This is a genomic window from Collinsella sp. CLA-ER-H8, assembly GCF_040092335.1.
Lineage (GTDB): Bacteria > Actinomycetota > Coriobacteriia > Coriobacteriales > Coriobacteriaceae > Collinsella.
This window is the reverse complement of record NZ_JBBNLU010000005.1, coordinates 1-18370: the sequence shown is the minus strand read 5'-3', so window position 1 is coordinate 18370 and position 18370 is coordinate 1. Positions and strand designations below refer to the sequence as shown.

The window sequence follows — 18370 nt, the reverse complement described above, 5'->3', positions numbered from 1 at the left end:
TCCCTTTCTAATTCTTATCGGAGGCTTCGGCCTCGGCGGACTGTTCGGCGGTTTTCTCGGAATCTGATTCGGAGGTCGATCCCTGATTGGTGTTGTCGCGAATCGTTTGCGCGTCGATCACCTGGCGGGTCTGCTCCTCGTCGATCTGGTGGCGGTACTTGGATATCGTGTCCTGCGCATCGTCGATACTTGTTTGCGGAATGCCCGCCTTGAGGCGGTTTTGCGTGTCTTCGGGCAGGTCGGACAGCTTGATGCTGGTTTCGCTTTCGAGCCAGTGGAGCTTGAGTCCGAGTGGCTTGCCGGGCAGGCCGCGCCAGACGGCGACATTGCCCTGGTAGGTACCCAGGTAGTACGAGCCGGTGACACCCGTGTAGGCCCAGATGCCAGCTGCCAGCACAAAGACGAGGGCCAGGATGGCGGCGATAGTAACGTTGCGGCGACGCACGCGTTGCGCCTCGCGCATGACGCCATCGTCAACCAGGTCAACGACTACTACGGTCACGTTGTCGTGGCCGCCGGCGGCAAGTGCCGCGTCCACTAGGTTGTCGACGCAGATTTGCGCGGTTGAGGATTGCGTGGCGATGTTCTCGATATCGCTATCGGGAATCATGCTCGAAAGGCCGTCAGAGCACAGGATCAGGCGGTCGCCTTCCTCGATATGCAGAGTGAAGTGGTCGGCATACATGGCGGGGTCCGAGCCCAGCGCACGGGTGATGACCGAACGGTTGGGGTGGACGCGAGCCTCGTCTGCCGTGATCTCGCCGGCGTCCACGAGCTCCTCCACGTAGGAGTGGTCGCGGGTCACGCGGATGAGCGTGCCCTCGTGGAGCAGATAGGCGCGAGAGTCGCCCACGTGGGCGATGGCGAGCGTGTCGTTTTCGATATAGGCGCAAGTGGCTGTGCAGCCCATGCCGGGCTTGCCCAGGCCGTTCAAGGCGGCCTCGATTACGGCGGCGTTAGCGGCCTCGACGGCTGCGGCCAAGCGTGCTGCGTCGGCGGACTGCGGGGCCGTTTTGGCAATAGTCTCGACGGCGATAGAAGAGGCTACCTCGCCGGCGGCGTGACCGCCCATGCCGTCGCATACGCAAAAGAGCGGCGACTGCACCAGGTAGGAATCCTCATTATGCGGGCGCACGCAGCCAACGTCGGAGCGGGCGCCCCACATGAGTTGCGTGGTGGTGCCGGCATCATAGGTCGAGTCGGTCTCGATGCGTTCCTCGGTCAGGGGCTCAAAGCTCATGGTCGAGCCGGGGTCTTTGAGCTTGGCCTCAACGGCGGCAACGTCGATTTCGGCGGTGTCACCGGGAGAGACGGTGTCGGTCTCGGCGTTTGATTCGGAATCGCCGGTGTCCGGGGAGTCGGGCTCCTCGGACATGCGGGCGGTCGACTCGTCGTCTTGCGGGCTGACGTCTATAGGCTCGGGCGTCGAAAAGTGCGACGGCGCGGGCGTGCTTTGCGACTGGGCGGCGGGCTCGGCCACGGCATCGGACTCGCTTGCGGGTGCAGGGCCGTCCTCGGGGGATGGCCCTGCCTCGGGTGCCGGCGTAGACGCGGGCGCAACCTCGGATGCCGGGGCTATGGGAAACGCCGGCGCGGCGGGCTCGGGTGCCGCAAACACCGCAGCGCTCTCGTTGATTGCCGCGGCGACGGGCTCTGCAAAGTGAGCCGGCGCCGGGGTTGCTTCGGGCGCTGTGGGCTGTTCCGCAGCATGTGCGCCGATGGGCGCCGCTACGGCATCCTCTTCGTCCTCGTTATCGGCGAGATCCGAAATATCATGCGTTACATGCGAAAGAGGCAGGGAGAACACGGTGTCCTCGGGCTCCACGGGTGCGGAGCCCGCCGGAGCGGCGTGGGCCGGCGCAGCTGTGGCGGCGGCCGGTGCCTCGGTCATAGTTGCGGACTTGTTCTCCTCGTCGATCATCGACGGTTCACCTTCATGACCACGTCGCCAATCTGGACTTCGTCGCCCTCACGCAGCGTCGCGGGCTCCACGAGCTGGCGGCCGTTGACGAGCGTGCCGTTAAGCGAGTTGAGGTCCTCGATGATGAGCGCCGGGCCCTGCAGCGAAAAGCGCGCATGCGAGGCCGAGACGAACGGTTCGTTGATGCAGATGTCCGAAGACGGCGAGCGACCGACGATGACGGGGCCGAGCATGTCTACGTGGATGCCGCGGATACCGCGCGGACCCTTGTCCACATCAATCGTCCAGATAGCCGAGTCGCGGCGCTGTCCACGCACAAGTCCCACGCCGGTCTTCATGACGGCGAACAAGAAGATATAGAGCAGGGCGACCAGGACGATGCGGCCTGCAAAAAGGACGATATCGATGTTCATAAGCGACTATCCCCTAAATTCAAAGGTGCTCAGGCCAAACGTCAGCAGATCGCCGTTGCGCAGCGGGCAGCGCGTAATGCGGCGGTTGTTGACGAGCGTGCCGTTGGTGGAATTGAGGTCCTCGATCGACCAATCCGAGCCCGTAAAGGTGAGCTGGGCGTGGCGGCGCGACACGTTGGGGTCGCGCAGGGCAATGTCGGAAACTGAGCGCTCGCGACCGATGGTCACCTGTGCGGAGGTGATGCTATGGCTCTCGCCGCTCACGACGTCGACGAGCTGGGCGAGCGGGCGCTGCGGGGCGCGAGTGCTCGCCATGTTGGAGGCGATGCCGGCTGCGGCGCCTAGGCCCACGGCGGCACCGGTCGCGGCGGCTCCGCCCATGCCGGCAAGCGCGTCGCGCGAGACGGTCTGAGGCACCGGGATGGGTGCGGCGGCGGGGTCGGGGACGCTAGGCGCGAAGGGGTCTGCCACGGCAAGCGGGTCGGGAGCGGCGGCGCGAGGCGTCGGCTGCTGCTGGGGCATGGCGGCGGGGCGCTGCTGCTGCGGGGCAGCAAACTGCTGCTGGCCGGCGCGCGGGGCGCTGGCGGCACGGCTTGCCGCGGAGTTGTTCTGGCCCAGGCCGTTTTGATAGGCGCGCTCTTCTTCGTACAGGCGGCCGAGCGTGGGGGCATCGACGTTCTCGGCAAAGACCGAGAACTTGCCGGCGCGCAGCTGCGGATCGATCATAAAGCGCACGAGGGGCTCGCCGACAAACACATAGCGGCGCTTTTCGGCCTGCGCCTTCACAAACTCGCGGACCTCGCGCGAAAGCTCGGGGTAGAACGGGGCGAGCATGGGATCGTCGTCGGCGGCGATCAGGATGGTATAGAGTGCCGGCGCCGTGTTGACGCCGTTGATCACCAGAGTCTGATCCTCCATGTCGCGAGCGGCCTGCTTGGCAAGCTTCTTAAAGGAGAACGGGGCACGGGTGGCACCGAAGATGCCGGCCACGTGGTCCTCGAAGATGTTCAGGAAGTTCACGAAAGATCACTCTCCGTATAGGTTCTTTGGTATCCGAGCAAATATAGGCATATCCCAACGATTATAGAGGATAGGGTTCCCGCAACCGCCGCCTTGGCGATGACCGCGGCTGCAAGGCTGGCAATTTCCATATGGTGTGCAAGACAGGACGCCGCTGCGCAGCCGATGCCGGTGACAGCGATGGCGGCGATTGCGGCAAGGTTTGAGCCCTGATTGGCACGCTTGGCATGGGCATTGAGCAGCGCGGATGACGCTGCGGCAGTTGCCGCGGCCAGCCCAAAGGCAGCCCAAAGGAGTGGGTCTCCCAGCGCTGCGGCAACGTTACCGAGCCCCAGCACGCCTCCGGCTGAAAGCGCGACTGTCGCCAGGCGGGCAAAAAGCGCGCCCATGCCCGTTGCCGCGGCGGCGCTTGCCGGGCCGAGCCAAAATGACGCGACGCCGGCGGCGACCCCAGCTGCCAGGAAGGTATTGCCGGTCAGACAGCCAAGCGCGAGTGCACAGGTGAGTGCGGCGCTCGCGGCAGCCTCGGTGCGACCCCAGGCGATCCACCAACCGGACATGGCGGCGGCAAAGATCACCGCGACGGGCAACATCGACAGGATGCCCTGCGCCTGCATGGTGGCGTTGGCCATGAGCACCAAAAAGCCCACAGCCGAGATGGCCGAGCCAATCTGGGGGGCCAGGCCAGCCGCCGCTCCGATCGCGATAGCCGCAATGACCAGGCTGGGAAGCGCCGCGACCCCGGCCGTTTGCATCAGCAAAAAGCTAAAGGTGCCGCACGTTAGCGTCGAGATAATGCGCATGGTGTAGTCGCGCGCATGGCTCCAGCGCGTGCCCGCCCAGCCGAGTGCGGGGTCGACCTCGATGGCGTCGTCCTCGTAGTGCGACGGCTCGATACCGTCGAGCTCCTGCTCGTCATCCGAAAGCTCGCCAACCATTTGCTCCAGGCTGCGACGGCCCTCGCGCACGCTGCCCAGACCGGCAAGGAGCTGGTCGCAAAATGCCTCGATGCTGTTGGGGCGGTCCTGCGGCATGGGGGAGAGCGCGCTCATGAGCGCGCTCTCGGCTCCCGGGGGAAAGTGTGGTATCAGCTCGCTGGGATAGGTGGCGCCGCCGATGATGCGGTCGAGCGAGTCGGCGGGCGTGGCCGCCATAAAGGGAGCGCTGCCGCACAGGCCCTCGTAGATCACACAGGCGAGGGCAAAGACATCGGCGCGCTCGTCGACCGTGCCGGTCTCGATATCGAGCTGCTCGGGCGGCATGTAGCCGATGGTGCCGCCGCGCGAGCCGCCAAAGCCACCGGCGGACGACAGCCGCGCCATGCCAAAGTCGGTGAGCTTTACATTGCCCGAGTGGTCGATGAGCACGTTGGCGGGCTTAATGTCCAGGTGGAGTACGCCATTACTATGGGCGAAGGTGAGCGCCTGGCCCAGGGCATCGGCAATGGCTGCGGCCTCGTCAAAGGTAAGTGAGTGGCCGTCCACGCGATGTAAAAACTCGGCCAGCGACATGCCATCGACATATTCCATAACCAGGTAGGCATAGGCTGTGTCGTGCGTAAAGTCGATGACCTGCACGATATTGGGATGTTGAAGCATGGCGGCAGTGTGCGCCTCGCGCAGGACATCCATGATGTCGCTGGCGGGCATGCCGGCACCGTTGATAAGGGGGATGCGCTTAATGGCGACGCGGCGGCGCAGGTGCGTGTCGCGGCAGATCTCGATGGAGCCAAAACCGCCGGTCGCGAGCGTCTCGAGCGGCTGGTACCGCTTGAGCAGCTCGCGAGAGCTGGTGCCCTCCAAGGGAACGTCCGGCGAGAACCGGGCGGTATGTTGCGAGAAAAGCGGCATGGCCAACCCTCGTGCGTTTAAAGTTCGTTTGCGAGCGGCGGGCGCGGGGCCGAGCCGTTCGCGGTGGCATAGATGCTGCTAGTGTAGCACGCTCGGGCGGATGGCGAGGATAACGGGATGCGAGGCTGCCTGTCTGGCTTGCCCTTAGCGCTTCTTCTTGTTCTTCTTCTGCTTGCGCTGCTTGCCCTTGGTCTCCTGGGGCTTGTCGCCCTGTTTGGCCTCGGCGGCGGCCTTCTCGGCCTTCATTTTCTTCTTCTTGGTCTCGATGCGGAGTTTTTTGTTGATACGGGCCTTGAGGAAGGAGCCAAACTGTTCGGCATCGCCACGGACGAAGGTGTCCTTGGGGATCGTCACGCCCTGGTCGGCGAACATGGCCACAAAGATGCGCTCGCCGTCGAGTACGTGGTCGAGCTTGTCAAACGGGAAGAACTGCGACTTGCCGCTCTTGCCCCAAACCATCAGGCCGTCCTCGTTGGCGGCGACGCGGCGATAGCGGCCACCCATGGACTCGTCGGCCTCGACGGCGTCGATAAAGTCGCGGGCTAGCGTGTGGTGCAGGTTCTTGCTCCACCAGGCCAAAAAGGCGCCGAACACGATCAGCACGACGCCGAACTTGATCCAGCTGCCGCCGGCCACCAACATGCCGACGCCGATGAGCGCGGCAATCGCGGCGGCGACGTACAGGGAGCCACGGCGCCTGGGCGAGGCGACCAGGCGCGCAAAGTCGGTGACCAGGTCGTTTTCGTACTGGTACTCGTTGAGGTACAGGATGCCGTCGTCGGCCGCGGCCTGCTCCTCGAGCGCGACCTCGACCTGGTCGGCTGCTTCGGAGGGAACGAGGTTGCTCTCTGCGTCTGCCATGCTCTTTAGACTCCTATCGCGGCGGGCTCGCCGTACGGGTTATTATGAATGCAGTATGCCGTGCGACCGCATGGCCGTCGCGGCAACAAATCTCAGTATACCCGGGGGAGCACCCATGGAATCGTTGTACCGAAAGTATCGCCCGCTCACCTTTGACTCCGTGGTGGGCCAGCAGCATATCGTCTCGACGCTCGAGCACGCCATCACCGAGGGGCGCCTGTCCCACGCGTACCTGTTCTGCGGACCGCGCGGCACGGGCAAGACCACCATGGCGCGCATTCTGGCCAAGGCGCTGCTGTGCCGCAATGCCGAGGCGGCGCGCGCCGAGGGTGCAAGCGGCTGCATGCCCGACGGTACTTGCGAGGAGTGCGAGCTCATTGCCGAGGGTAACCACCCCGATGTCTACGAGCTCGATGCCGCCTCCCGCACGGGCGTGGACAATGTGCGCGAGGAGATCATCAACTCCGTCAACTTTGCCCCGGTGCGCGGCAAGTACAAGATCTATATCATCGACGAGGTCCACATGCTCACGACGGCGGCGTTCAACGCGCTGCTCAAGACGCTTGAGGAGCCGCCGGCGCACGTGATCTTTGTGCTGTGCACCACCGACCCGCAAAAGATTCTGGAGACCATCCTCTCGCGCTGCCAGCGCTTCGATTTCCACCGTATCGGCAACGAGGATATCGAGCATCGCCTGGCATACGTGTGCGAGCAGGAGGGCTTCGATTACGACGACGAGGCGCTGGCTATCGTGGCGCGCCATGCAAAGGGCGGCATGCGCGACGCGTTGTCCACGCTGGAGCAGCTGAGCGTCTTTGGCAACGGTTCTGTGCATGCGGACGACGCCCGCTCGCTTTTAGGCGAGGTTTCGGACCAGATTCTGGGCGAGTTTTCCCGCGCCATTGCCGATCGCGATGTTGCCGAGCTGTATGGGCTTATTCGCGCGCAGGTCGAGGAAGGTAACGATCTGCTGGAACTGACGCGCGACCTGGTGGCGCACGTGCGCGACGTGTATGTTGCCTGCGTTGCCGGTGCCCGTGCCGAGTTGTTTGAGGGCGGCTCCGAGCAGGCCGAGGCGCTTGCTGCCGAGGCCGCTGCCTTTGGCGAGCATCCTGCCGACCGCCTGGCTCGTGTGCTGACAGTGCTCGACGATGCCGCACTGGAGATGAGGGGCGCGAGCGACGTGCGCCTGGTGCTCGAGATTGCCTGCACGCGTCTGGCTCGTCCCGAGGCTGATTTAACGATTGAGGCATTGGCCGAGCGCGTGGCACGCCTGGAGGCCATGGTTGCCAACGCCGCCGTGCCGGCGAGCGTGGCTGCTGCTCAGGCCGCCGCGCCTGCAGCATCCGTACCCGCTGCTGCCCAACAGCCGACGCTCATTTCGGGCGCCCGCGCTGCCGCCCCGGCGGCATCCGCTGCCCCCGCTGTTACGTCCGCGCGCCAGGGCGGTATGCCTTGGGACCGTGGTGCTGCCGCTCCGACGGCTCAGCCTGCGCCCCGTTCTGCGTCCATGTCAGCTTCCAAGCCTGCAGCGCCTGCACCTCAGCCTGCGCCGGCTCCGACGCCTCAGCCCGTTGCGGCCCCCGCGCCTGCCACCGCTCCGGCACCTAAGCCCCAGTCCAACAACGCCGCCCAGGTTGCCGCCGCCGGTGCCGCCGAGACGCCCGCGGTCGAGGATGCCGGAGAGCTGCAGCGCAAATGGGCCGAGGTTGTCGAGCGTGTCAAGGCGCGTCAGGCTTCCTACGCAGGGCTTTTGCTCAACGCCCGCGCCACGGCCGACGACGGCTCCAAGCTCACGGTCTCGTTCCCCGCGGGTTCGACTTTTGCCATTAAGATGCTCGGTCGCGCTGATACGCAGTCGGTGGTCCTACCGACGGTCTGCGCGGTCTTCGGTCGTCGTACCGTCGACTATGTCCTGGATGGGGGTGGCACGCCGGCTCCTCAACATGAGGAGCATTCTCCATCTGCACGGGCTGCGGCATCTGCGGACCCGCAACCCGTGTCCTCGGCGGCCCCTGTATCCTCGAGCGCCAGCGCGTCGCAGCAGCAAACGGCACCGGTAGCGGCATCGACCCCGTCGGCGCCTAAGCCCGCGGCGCCCAAACCGGCTGCTCCGACACCCGCGCCCAAGCCCGTCTCGCCTGCGCCCAAGTCGTCTGACCTGGGCAAAGCCCCCTGGCTACGCTCCGACAACCCCGCCGGTGCTCCTGCCACGGGTAAGCTCCCGACCGAGCCCGCACCCCGTGCGCCCGAGCGCGCGTCCGCTCCCAAGACTCAGCCTGCCGCGCCGTGGGAATCCGAGCAGGTACCCTACGACGACGCCATGGTCGGCGGCTTTGCTGCCGATGCTGGCGGGGACGATCTGCCTCCGTTCGACGTGCCGGGTGCGGCGTCCGCGCCCAAGTCCGCTGTAGCTGCCCCCAAAGAGGAGGACGCTCCTGCGGCTCCCTGGGAGTCCAACCCCGGTGCGGGCAGCCCCTTCGGCCATCAGGGTGCAGCCCCGAGCATCCCGCAGACCGAGGACGAGGCCAAAGACCTCATCCGCAGCGTCTTCGGTCAGGCCACCATCTTCAAACCGGTGGAGTAGCTGCGCAGGCGGGTATACTGCTCAAGAAGAGAACCCTTTGAACGGAGCGAGCTTATGATGTGGGAATATGTCCGCCTTGAGGACGATACGCAGGTTTCGTATTCCGAAGTCCGGGAGGACAACACGGTGAAGGTTGTTGTGGAGCGCCCGCGCGATTGGGGTTTTGACACGGCGGAGTGTATCTTGCCGGCATTCAATTGGGTGTCACACGAGGGCTTTAGCGAAGCGGACCTCAAAGAACTCGATGATTTCGTGCGTAACAATGCCCCGCTCATCCTGCGTTTTGCCTACGAAGGCGGACGAGTCTATGCCTAATGCCTAGTCTGTTTCGACTTGGCCATATATCACTTTCTTTTGTCCGGGCGCATCTGTATTTCGGACATGTGTAGTGTGGTGCCGTGTATATCGCATTCGAGCAGACAGGTACGTGACGGTCGGCCTAGGATGCTGAGGTCGATACGATACGTCGCATGGCTGTCCGTGTGCTCGACTTGCTCGGCGTTGAGGGTTGCTCCGATTGTCAAGAAAGCGCCTGGTTCGGCATCGACAATCTTGGAGTCCTTTATCTTGACCTTGAACTCTTGGTAGAGGGACGGGCTGTTGTAGTAAATGGTTCGAGTTCCGTCGGTGCACTCATCGGTCGCTTCCCATTTGACGACGGGCTGGTCCGAGCTGGCTATCAGCAGTTCTGCTCCAAAAGCTATGGCATGGGTGATGACAACCAGCAATGTCCAGCCGACAAAGAGATAGAGAACCAAATATGCAACGGGGTGTTTTGAGCGGATGTTTTGGAGCACGTCGTGGGCATTCATGGGGCACCTCCAAATTGCTATCTATGGCAATCAAATTATACCTCGCCGTCATGAGCGCCGCCTCGAGTAGTGGCTCGGCATTTAGCCATTTAGTGGTACGCATTAAATGTCGGATTCCGGCTCTACAAGATTTAGCTTTCAATATTATGCAGATGCGAATTATTCAACTTTGCATAATTTTTGGGTGCGGCTTGCACTCCAGGACATGTATATCGACTGAGGTAGCGTGTCCGCCCCGTTCGCTGGCCTCGCGCCGTGGTACGATTTTCGAGTTTGAAAGTCCCGCCGTGCTCCGGCTGCCCTTGCAGCTCGGCGTGCGGCCGCACGTAAAGGAGCCATCATGGCCGGTATGAACATGCAGCAGATGATGAAGCAGGCTCGCAAGATGCAGGAGCAGCTTGCCGCCGCGCAGGAGAACCTCAAGTCCCAGACCGTCGACGCCTCTGCCGGCGGCGGCATGGTCAAGGTGACCGTTAACGGCGAGATGGAGCTCGTCAACCTCACCATCGATCCCGATGCCCTCGATCCCGAGGACGTCGATATGCTGCAGGACATGATCATGGCTGCCGTCAACGAGGCCGTCCGCGGCGTCAACGAGCTCGCCAACAAGCAGATGGGCGCCATCACCGGCGGCCTCAACATCCCGGGCATGCCGTTCTAAGACACACATATAAATGAGTGCGAATCACAGTCTGCAAAAACTGCTCGATGAGCTGGGCCGTCTGCCGGGCATTGGTCCCAAGTCGGCCCAGCGCATCGCCTATTACCTGCTCGAGGCCGATGCCGAGGAGGCCCGCCGCCTGGCCGAGGCCATCCTGGAGGTCAAGCAGGAGGTCCACTTTTGCAGCCGTTGCTTTAACTACGCCACGGCCGACGAGTGCTCCATCTGCCAGGACCCGATGCGCGATACCACTCGTATTTGCGTGGTGGGCGAGCCGCGCGACGTCCAGGCAATCGAGCGCACGGGCAGCTACCACGGTCTCTACCACGTATTGGGCGGCGTAATCAGCCCCATGGACAAGATTGGCCCCGAGCAGCTGCACATTCGCGAGCTGCTGGCACGCTTGGGCCACGAGGATATCCATGAGGTCATCATCGCCACCAACCCCAACATCGAGGGCGAGACCACGGCGAGCTATCTGGCCCGTACCATCAAGCCGTTGGGCGTCGAGGTGTCGCGTCTGGCAAGCGGCCTTCCCGTGGGCGGCGACTTGGAGTATGCCGACGAGCTTACGCTTGGCCGCGCCATCGAGGCCCGTCGCGCGATTTAGGTGGCGAGCCTGCTCCTGCCGTACGTTATCTTCGCGGTCGCACGGGGTAGTCATAATTTCCCCGTGCGACTGTGAGTTTGTTGTGCAACAAAGATACTTCGTATCCGCTTATCGCATGGATGCTTCCGCTCGCATCCTTAATTTGCCCATTCGTTGCGCAACCTTTTGGGTTCGCTGATACACTCAAATATGGATTCGAATGAATGCGCCGCTTCTGAGCGGCGTGTTTTTGTTGGAGGAGAACGCATGCGGCCCGGTGGCACTCAGACAAAGCGCGGCGCCGCGGTGCGCATGCGACGCCGACTGGGCTTGGCGCCTCGGGCGTACGCACTGCTATCGTGCTCGTTGGTGCTGGTCATAGCTGGCGTTTCTGCCTATGGCATGACCGTGCCGTCCATGATGCAGGCGCATGCCGCACGCGAACCGCGCGTGGGGCATGAGGTCAAAAGTGATCTGGGTACCACGACTGGATATGCTTGGGCAAGCGTGGTCGCGCATATTGTGTTTGGCACCGACGATGCGGACGGCGCCGAGGCCCCGGACAACGAAGTCACGCTTGCCAATGGCAAAACCATCGTGCTCACCAACACCAAGATCATCGATCGGTTGTCCAACAATAACGTGGCGGCAACGGTGAATAAGGTCGAGCAGCAGAAGGAGCAGGACGCCCAGCAGTCCGGAAAGCCCGGTAGCTCGGATACTTCTGGCTCCGGCTCGAATTCGTCGAGTTCGAGCGGCGGCTCTGGGTCGGGCTCCTCTACCGGAGGGTCTGGAAACGGCGGCTCGACGGGCGGCAACACTGACAACGATGCAAACTCCGGTGGCCTTTCCGCTGCTGATGAAGAGGGCATTCACAGTTGGCTTGTGACCAAGTACAACATGCTCGACGGCTATGTTTCTCGTGCCAATGACGTGGTCTCGACCTATAACTCTACGGGAGATCCCAGGCCGTGCGACAGCCTGGTCGGGGAGATGTTTGTTATTCGAGCTGAGTTCGGTCGTCAGACATTCTCGCCCCGGTCAAAGTGGTATCAGCAGTATGCCAATCTGTGGGGCTGTTACACCAACCTATGTCAATGGGTCGGCCATTACGGCGATGATGACGTCGCGCTCGGTAACTTCAACAATAACGTGGCGGCGCTTGCCCTATGATGATCGATCTTGCATCCACCACACCACAATCGCTCGGTCGCGATCCCATGGTCGGTCTGCGCCTGGCGCGTGTCGACGGGTTTGAGCCGGCCATTGCGCTCGGTCAGGACGAACTGCCTGCCTATCTGCGTCGTTTTACGATGCTGTTTGCCGACGATGCCACCATGCGCCGTGGCGGTATCGGCCGCGTGACGCGTGCCGTCAACGCCCAAGGCGAGGCCGTGGCACTCAAGCAGCTCATCTTGCCGACGCGCGATGAGTTTGACGACGATGCCGCTCACGAGGCGCTGGTCGCCAAGTTCAAGGCGGCGTTTCGCGAGGAATACGAATGCCATCGCGCCCTTTCGGGCCTTAAGGGCTTTCCCCGCCTCTATGGCTGGGGCGAGGTCGACGGTGTGCCTGCAATTGTCATGGAATGGGTCGAGGGCGAGACGCTTGCCCGCTTGCGTTCGCGACTCGCCGTGGACGATGCCGGACGCCTGTCGCCGCTTGTGGCGGCGCGTCTGGGTCGCGACCTGTTCGATCTGCTCTGCCGTATGAGCCTGGTGGGTGAGGGCTTTGTCCATCGCGATATCTCGCCCGCTAATATTATGGTGCGTACGGCGCGTCTACCGCTTGACCGGCAGCTTGCCGAGGGCACCTTTGACCTGTGCCTGATCGACTTTGGCTCGTCGCTGGCGCTCGAGCCTGCGTCGGCCGTGGCCGGTACCGGCGGCAAGGCGTCGTTTACGGAGCGCTATGCCACGCTGCGTCGCGCGACGGTTGCCTATGCCCCACCCGAGATGCTCACCGACGATATTCCCGATCTGCGCGCTTTGCGTATGTCGCCGGCGATCGACGTCTACGCCGCGGCAAGCACGGTTTACGAGCTCATTGCCGGCGTCGCGCCATACGAAGCCGCGCCGAGCACTTCGGGCACCTCGGGTTCGCGCAAAAAGACGCGCGACATCGCCAGCCCCTACCGTCTCAAGATGGACACGCGGCCCGACTATCCCATTGGTGCCCATGCGCCCGGTTGTGATTTGACTCAGCTGCTTCGTCGTGAGCCCGATGTGGCGCTCGCCGCGGCCGAGCAGGCCCAGCAGCTAGGGCTTGAGCCGGATTCCGAAGAGCTACGCGATGCGCTGACGTTTGTCGATGCCCAGCTGTTCGACGTGGTGATGGCCTGTCTGTCCAGCCATCAAAAAGATCGTCCCGAGCCGGCGGCGGTCGAGGCGGCGCTCTCGGCGTTTTGTGACCACTATGCGCAAAATGTCGGTCGTTCGCTCCGCGGCGAGCCGCTCACGCCGTGCCCCATGGATGCGTCTGGCCGCGCGGTTCGTCGCGCGCTGATGGTCGGCGCGACGGTCGTCTGTGGCGTGGTTTGGGCTGTGGTCGTGGTTTCGGCCGCGCTGCTGGCGTCGGGCGCTCGCGTGACGGCGACTTTGGGATCGCTCGTGTGGTCTGGGTCGCTACCGGGTATTATTGCCGCGCTGGCGTTGGCGCTGCCAGGCATAGCCGGCGTTGCCACGGGGGCACTTGCGCGCAATCGGCGCTCGGGGTTCCTGCAGGGTGTGCTTGCGCTTTCTGCCTGCGAGGTTCCGGTGCTGGTTGTGGCTGCATGTATCGTATTTTCCCAACGCGCCGTGACGGGCGGCCTTGTTGCCGCTCTGGTTGCAACCTATACGCTTACGTGGTTTTTGCTTGCGATGGGCTTTGCCTTTGAACTTCCCGTTTCGGCACCGCGACGCACAAAAGCCCAGATGGCGACTCCGCTTGCCGGTGGAGCCGCAGCTGCCCGTACTTTTGGCGGACCTGTCGAAGTATCGTCCGATTCTATTTCTACGACCAAGGAGGCTTAGGTCATGGCATCTCAAGTTGAGCTCACCCCATGCGGGGCCATGTTTGACATCTTTAAGCGCGCGGCGCATCTGAGCCATATCGAGCTGTGCGGCTCGGTGCTTTCGTCCCGTCCGCTCGCCGACGGCCGCAGCCCGCAGAGCCGGGCCGCCGATCGCTCTTGGGTTTCCCGCTTTATCGTTCGCGCGCCGGTCGGCACGCTTCAGCAGCACTACTTTGCCGAATACGGTACCTCGGCTGCGCGTATTATGTCGCAACTGGCCCTGCGCCAGCGAAATCCCATGGACTCCACGGCTGTGATCAATATGGTGTGCGGTCCCGCAGGTGAACCGATGGTACGCGCGCTCGAAGAGTGCCACCAGGACACGAATCTCTATCGCAACGCGCTCGATCGCCTGTCCCAGGCGGCGGAACTCATGCCCGCCGAGCGCGCCGAGGCCGTGCTGGTGCTGTTTGTCGCCGTCGGTTGTTCGGCGGATGTGCGGTCCTCGGTGAACTATGCCATCGACTACGCGCACGCGACCTGTGGCGGAGGCACCTCCACGCCGCGTTCGCTTGGCATGTCGATGACCGCAGGCGAGCGCGAACCCGCCCCGGCGCACCCCTTGGGCTTGCTGCGCGTGCAAAACAGTTTTGTCGTGAGCGCCCCGCGCTGGATTCAGCCGAGTGAGCAGGGTGTTGAGATTGGCGCGCTGGCCACTGGTGAGGGCGATATTACCGACGTCGGCGATGATGTCTCGGCCCGCCATGCCCATATCTGGTGCGATGCTCAAAATATCTGGCACGTCGAGGACTTGTCGTCCACCAACGGAACCGTGGTGGTAAACGGGGCCACGCGCGTCTGCATTCAGGTCGAGCCCGGCCGTTCCGCCCAACTCAATCCCGGCGACGAGCTCAAGCTCGGCGAATCCACTACCTACGCCATTCTCTTCGGTGCCCTCTAGCCGGCAGATAGGGCCGTTCCTTTTCTGCCGGCACTTGGGGACACTCCTCGGCGCGCCAGAGCCGGTCGCCCGGGGATGGAGGGGCCATTTCGCCCCTTGGCGGTCAGTCGGGGCGAAACTAGAAGATCTTTCCGATTCGCGGCTGTTCATGCTTGTAGAGCATCTAAAACAATAGGATGTTATTCTGGAATATGCCGGGTGCGTGAACTTGCCTGTCTTAGCCTTAATAAGGTATAGGGGAGTTTGGCTCAGGGGTTCCGTCTTGTTCTTCAGCGCAGTATTGTGGGACAGATTTGCTGAGATTGGCGCCTTACACCGCAGAGCGCACGGAAGGCTCTCGATTTGTGTTCTGGCCCCAGAATACAGGGCCTGATACTTACCAACTGTGGCATGGATGTAACATCTGTAGAAATCAACCCTTTTGTTGTCGACCTTTGTAAGAAAAACACTGCCATCAACTCTTTGGATGACGAAACTAGGGTGCTTGAGGGGAGCCTTTACTCCCCTCTGAGAGATGACTCATGTTTTTCGCTTGTCGTTGTGAATCCTCCGTTACTGCCGATTCCGGATGAGATTCCTTATCCCTTCGTTTGAGATGGAGGACAATCGGGTCTGGATAAAACACTTCGTATTCTTAAGGGTGGCGATACGCATTTAGAGAAAAACGGTAAATACTGCTAATAGGGGTGACGACGATGGTGCAGGGGCGACCCGCGATGCTCTCATCAATACGTCGGATACTTGGGAAATCAGGTCTAGATGCATGTATGATGATGCTGTGTGGCTATTCAATTAATCCGCGTTCCGAATGGGTGCAGGGTATAGCTGCGACATCGTATGCTTTTGACCCGGCGCGATACTCAGATATTTCTGAGGCGGTTGACGAAGTTTATACGCACTATGCCGCGCAAGGCGTTTCGGAAGTTTGCACATCTACGTTACGGGCTTAGGTTTCTTCAAGCGAGCAGGCCGGTTGCGTTATTTCGAGCGATTTTTCTAGTCTAGACGACAAAAGGCAAAGGATTTGATGGGTATAAAACGCGGACGTTTGTGGGCGGATGCTCAAATCTATTGTGGCAATCGGGCGGTTGAAAAAGATATTTCAACCGCCCGATTGCCAGGTTCGTCGGAGGAGATGTCCGATTCCGACTCTCTTGTAGGAAGAGCTTGAGATCGTATTGGCCCAAGGCAATCTTAAAGCAGTCTCATTGGCAAATCTTCGCTCCTGTTGTGTTGAGGTGTAAGGTATCAGTGATTGATGTTTTGTGGCGGGTAGATTGGGGCCTTCCTTGATTCGATGCGTTCTCTCGAGGTTCATCAGAGCAAAAGGGGCTTTCGTCTTCATTGCTATCACGGTGATTGGAACCGCTCTCTCCTATGCCATGCCATACGTGAACGGGAAATTCTTAGATTTTCTTCTCGGTAACCGCAGCGAAAGAGACGCCGTACTCTTCGCGCTCCTGGTTGCGTCAATAGGAGTTTTCTCCACCCTCTTTACTTATTTTGCAGGAACACTTTCCATTCGCATAACCACGAGACTTTCCTTTGATCTTCTCAGGGAGGCCGTCTTGCGTTTTGAAAGAGACGATTACTTGGTGAGTCGGACCATCGATCCAGCCTATACAACGCAACGGATTATTTCCGACTCCAGCGTGGTCTCATCCTTCGTTTTGGCGAATTTTATCAGTGCGCCGCTGTCCATTGTAGCCATTCCCATCGTATTGCTTATCATATGGTCAATTGATTCAACTCTCGCGGTGTTTTCCATCATTCTCCTCATCGTGTATTTCTGTGTAATTACTGGGTTGAGGAAACTTTTGTATAGGGTCACGTATGAGAAGAAAGAGGCGGACAGCGCCTTTTACGCCGCAATTGCATCGCAGCTTAATCAGATTCTCAACATTCAACTGACATCTTCGTACGGCAAGAGCGAACAAGCGCTCGACGCTGGGTTTAAGAGCTATTTTCCCAAAGTTTTGCGCTCCGGAAAGCTATCATATTCTCTGACATCGCTCGATGGTCTTTTCGCAGCGTTGTTTCAAGCGGTGATACTTGTTGTTTCCGGAGTACGAATCATTAACGGAACTATGTCAATAGGCGAGTACACTATCATCGGTACATACTTCGCGGTTCTCTTTAAGACTTTGAAAAGTATGATGTCATTGTTCAAATCCTATCAAGATGCCAAAGCATCATGGGATAGGACGGCTATCGCGACGAGAGAAAAGGAGAGATCGGGGTGGAATCGGACCGATTTAGCTAAACTCGATGAAATAAATGACATTTCGGTATCTGATTTGGAATTCTCGGTTGCCCTTCCAGACGGATCTGTCCGAGAGGTCCTCGGCGGGTTTTCTTTCAAGTTTTCCGGTCCTGGTACATATTGCATAGTTGGGGAAAACGGAAGAGGCAAGACGTCACTTCTTTACTTGATGCTCGGGCTATACTCATCGAAAGGCAAAGTAAAATACAACGGCGTGCCAATCGAAGAATGCGACTTGGATTACATACGTGCGAGAGAGATATCGTGCTGCCCACAGTCGTGCTTCGCGCCGGACGAAACGGTGAAAGAGCTGTTAGAGTATTTCGACACGCCCTTTTCTTCCTATCACCGGGGTGTAGATGGCCTACTTTCGCTGGAAAACAGCGTGAAGGAGTTGCTCGGGAAACGTTGCTCCGCGCTTTCGGGCGGTGAGCTGCGCCGAGTGTACTTATGGTCGGCGATTTCACGCAAGTCGTCAGTTTTGGTACTCGACGAGCCCACGACTGGGTTAGACGCTGTAAGCCGCGCCGAGCTTGCGGCCTATGTTAAGCGCAACAAGCAAAGCCAGCTGATCATCGTTGTCTCTCACGATGACGAGATGGTCGGCGCGGTAGAAGGGGTAGTGGATTTAGGCAGCATGTACCAGGGTAAATGATGACAAGTGTAGTGCTGCCCAACTGGCAGAGATAACAAAAAGGCGATGCAGATGCACGTAGCATTCAGGCGGTTCGGACTCGGTGCCTTCACGCCATCGCAACGCTTTCAGATATAGTTCTCGTTCTCTTACTAAAGGAAACTTTAGTCTACGTCATCTTGTCGAGACAGAGGTGAAGCGAAGTGTTGTCGCGACGTATCTTATTCCAGGTGGCTCAGTATCAGCGTGAGAATCGCACCAAAGTGTACTTACGATTCTCGTGTCCCACGGACAACATGAGCTGAGCATTGAGGTTCCACCCTTTGCTGCAACTACACGGGGTTGGACGGCAATGAATATGCCGGGCCGCATACCACGCGCAGCGGGGGTCCATGTCCCAGTATGTTGCCTACAGCAGCCTCGATGTCCACGCACACATCATCTCTGCCTTCGCGTTCAATCCATTTGCCGGAGAGTGCGAGGGTTGCCAGGCCGTAGAATTCGAGCCGAACAAATGAAATGCGGTATCAGCGCATAGGATTAAACTGACGATTGCTTTGCACTGAGAATACGCTTGGAAAGCCGCCATGGGTGGCGGCCCGGGTTAAATAGAGAAGCCCGTCCGATCACTTTGAACTGCCTCCCATTTCTTGGACATGAGAAATGGGAGGCTTTCTGGAGTGGGTATGATGAATTGGACACCTAGTTAAGAGCGAAAGGTGTTCAAGATGACCCAAAGAAGAAAGCGATACGACAGGCAGTTCAAGGTCTCGGCGGCAAAGGTGGTCCTGTCCGGGGAAATG

The 18370-nt window shown here is 60.7% G+C and carries 14 protein-coding genes; 8 read left to right on the top strand and 6 right to left on the bottom strand.

Annotated features, from left to right (window positions below; all coding sequences use genetic code 11):
- Positions 1-7 precede the first annotated feature (7 nt).
- From AAAX72_RS04415 to AAAX72_RS04395, 5 genes are all read right to left on the bottom strand, one after another.
- Positions 8-1921, bottom strand: coding sequence for a Stp1/IreP family PP2C-type Ser/Thr phosphatase (locus AAAX72_RS04415; protein ID WP_349091074.1), 1914 nt, complete (start codon positions 1919-1921; stop codon positions 8-10).
- Positions 1918-2334, bottom strand: a complete 417-nt coding sequence (locus AAAX72_RS04410; protein ID WP_006235180.1) for an FHA domain-containing protein — start codon at positions 2332-2334, stop codon at positions 1918-1920. The genes AAAX72_RS04415 and AAAX72_RS04410 overlap by 4 nt, the downstream gene beginning before the upstream one ends.
- Positions 2335-2340: 6 nt before the next feature.
- Positions 2341-3354: an FhaA domain-containing protein gene (locus tag AAAX72_RS04405; protein ID WP_035136732.1), complete on the bottom strand. Its 1014-nt coding sequence runs from the start codon at positions 3352-3354 to the stop codon at positions 2341-2343.
- Positions 3351-5204: a serine/threonine-protein kinase gene (locus AAAX72_RS04400; RefSeq protein WP_349129248.1), complete on the bottom strand. Its 1854-nt coding sequence runs from the start codon at positions 5202-5204 to the stop codon at positions 3351-3353. Before AAAX72_RS04400 ends, AAAX72_RS04405 begins: the two co-directional genes overlap by 4 nt.
- Positions 5205-5348: 144 nt before the next feature.
- Entirely contained in the window at positions 5349-6065 is a 717-nt protein-coding gene (locus AAAX72_RS04395; protein WP_349091076.1) for a hypothetical protein, read from the bottom strand.
- A 115-nt stretch (positions 6066-6180) separates the two neighbouring features.
- Here AAAX72_RS04395 and dnaX point away from each other — a divergent pair, with 115 nt between their 5' ends.
- Positions 6181-8652: a DNA polymerase III subunit gamma/tau gene (gene dnaX / locus AAAX72_RS04390; RefSeq protein ID WP_349091077.1), complete on the top strand. Its 2472-nt coding sequence runs from the start codon at positions 6181-6183 to the stop codon at positions 8650-8652.
- A 54-nt stretch (positions 8653-8706) separates the two neighbouring features.
- Positions 8707-8967 (top strand): hypothetical protein, encoded by a 261-nt coding sequence (locus AAAX72_RS04385; RefSeq protein WP_099432547.1) that lies wholly within the window; start codon positions 8707-8709, stop codon positions 8965-8967.
- A 29-nt stretch (positions 8968-8996) separates the two neighbouring features.
- Here the strand turns inward: AAAX72_RS04385 and AAAX72_RS04380 are convergent, their stop codons facing one another.
- The gene (locus AAAX72_RS04380) at positions 8997-9464 is read right to left on the bottom strand and encodes a hypothetical protein (RefSeq protein ID WP_349129246.1); all 468 of its coding nucleotides are present in this window, start codon (positions 9462-9464) and stop codon (positions 8997-8999) included.
- Positions 9465-9804: 340 nt separating this feature from the next.
- Here AAAX72_RS04380 and AAAX72_RS04375 point away from each other — a divergent pair, with 340 nt between their 5' ends.
- The 6 genes from AAAX72_RS04375 (at position 9805) to AAAX72_RS04350 (ending at position 17588) form a co-directional block, all read left to right on the top strand.
- Positions 9805-10125: a YbaB/EbfC family nucleoid-associated protein gene (locus tag AAAX72_RS04375; protein WP_006235174.1), complete on the top strand. Its 321-nt coding sequence runs from the start codon at positions 9805-9807 to the stop codon at positions 10123-10125.
- A 13-nt stretch (positions 10126-10138) separates the two neighbouring features.
- On the top strand, positions 10139-10735 hold the full coding sequence (gene recR, locus AAAX72_RS04370; RefSeq protein ID WP_006235173.1) for a recombination mediator RecR: 597 nt from the start codon (positions 10139-10141) through the stop codon (positions 10733-10735).
- A 246-nt stretch (positions 10736-10981) separates the two neighbouring features.
- On the top strand, positions 10982-11887 hold the full coding sequence (locus AAAX72_RS04365) for a hypothetical protein (RefSeq protein WP_349091079.1): 906 nt from the start codon (positions 10982-10984) through the stop codon (positions 11885-11887).
- Positions 11884-13728: a hypothetical protein gene (locus tag AAAX72_RS04360; RefSeq protein WP_349129245.1), complete on the top strand. Its 1845-nt coding sequence runs from the start codon at positions 11884-11886 to the stop codon at positions 13726-13728. The genes AAAX72_RS04365 and AAAX72_RS04360 overlap by 4 nt, the downstream gene beginning before the upstream one ends.
- 3 nt (positions 13729-13731) lie before the next feature.
- Positions 13732-14670 (top strand): FHA domain-containing protein, encoded by a 939-nt coding sequence (locus AAAX72_RS04355; RefSeq protein WP_349091081.1) that lies wholly within the window; start codon positions 13732-13734, stop codon positions 14668-14670.
- Between the two features lie 1289 nt (positions 14671-15959).
- A complete protein-coding gene (locus tag AAAX72_RS04350; protein ID WP_117564924.1) occupies positions 15960-17588 on the top strand; it encodes an ABC transporter ATP-binding protein in 1629 nt (542 codons plus the stop codon).
- Positions 17589-18370 lie beyond the last annotated feature (782 nt).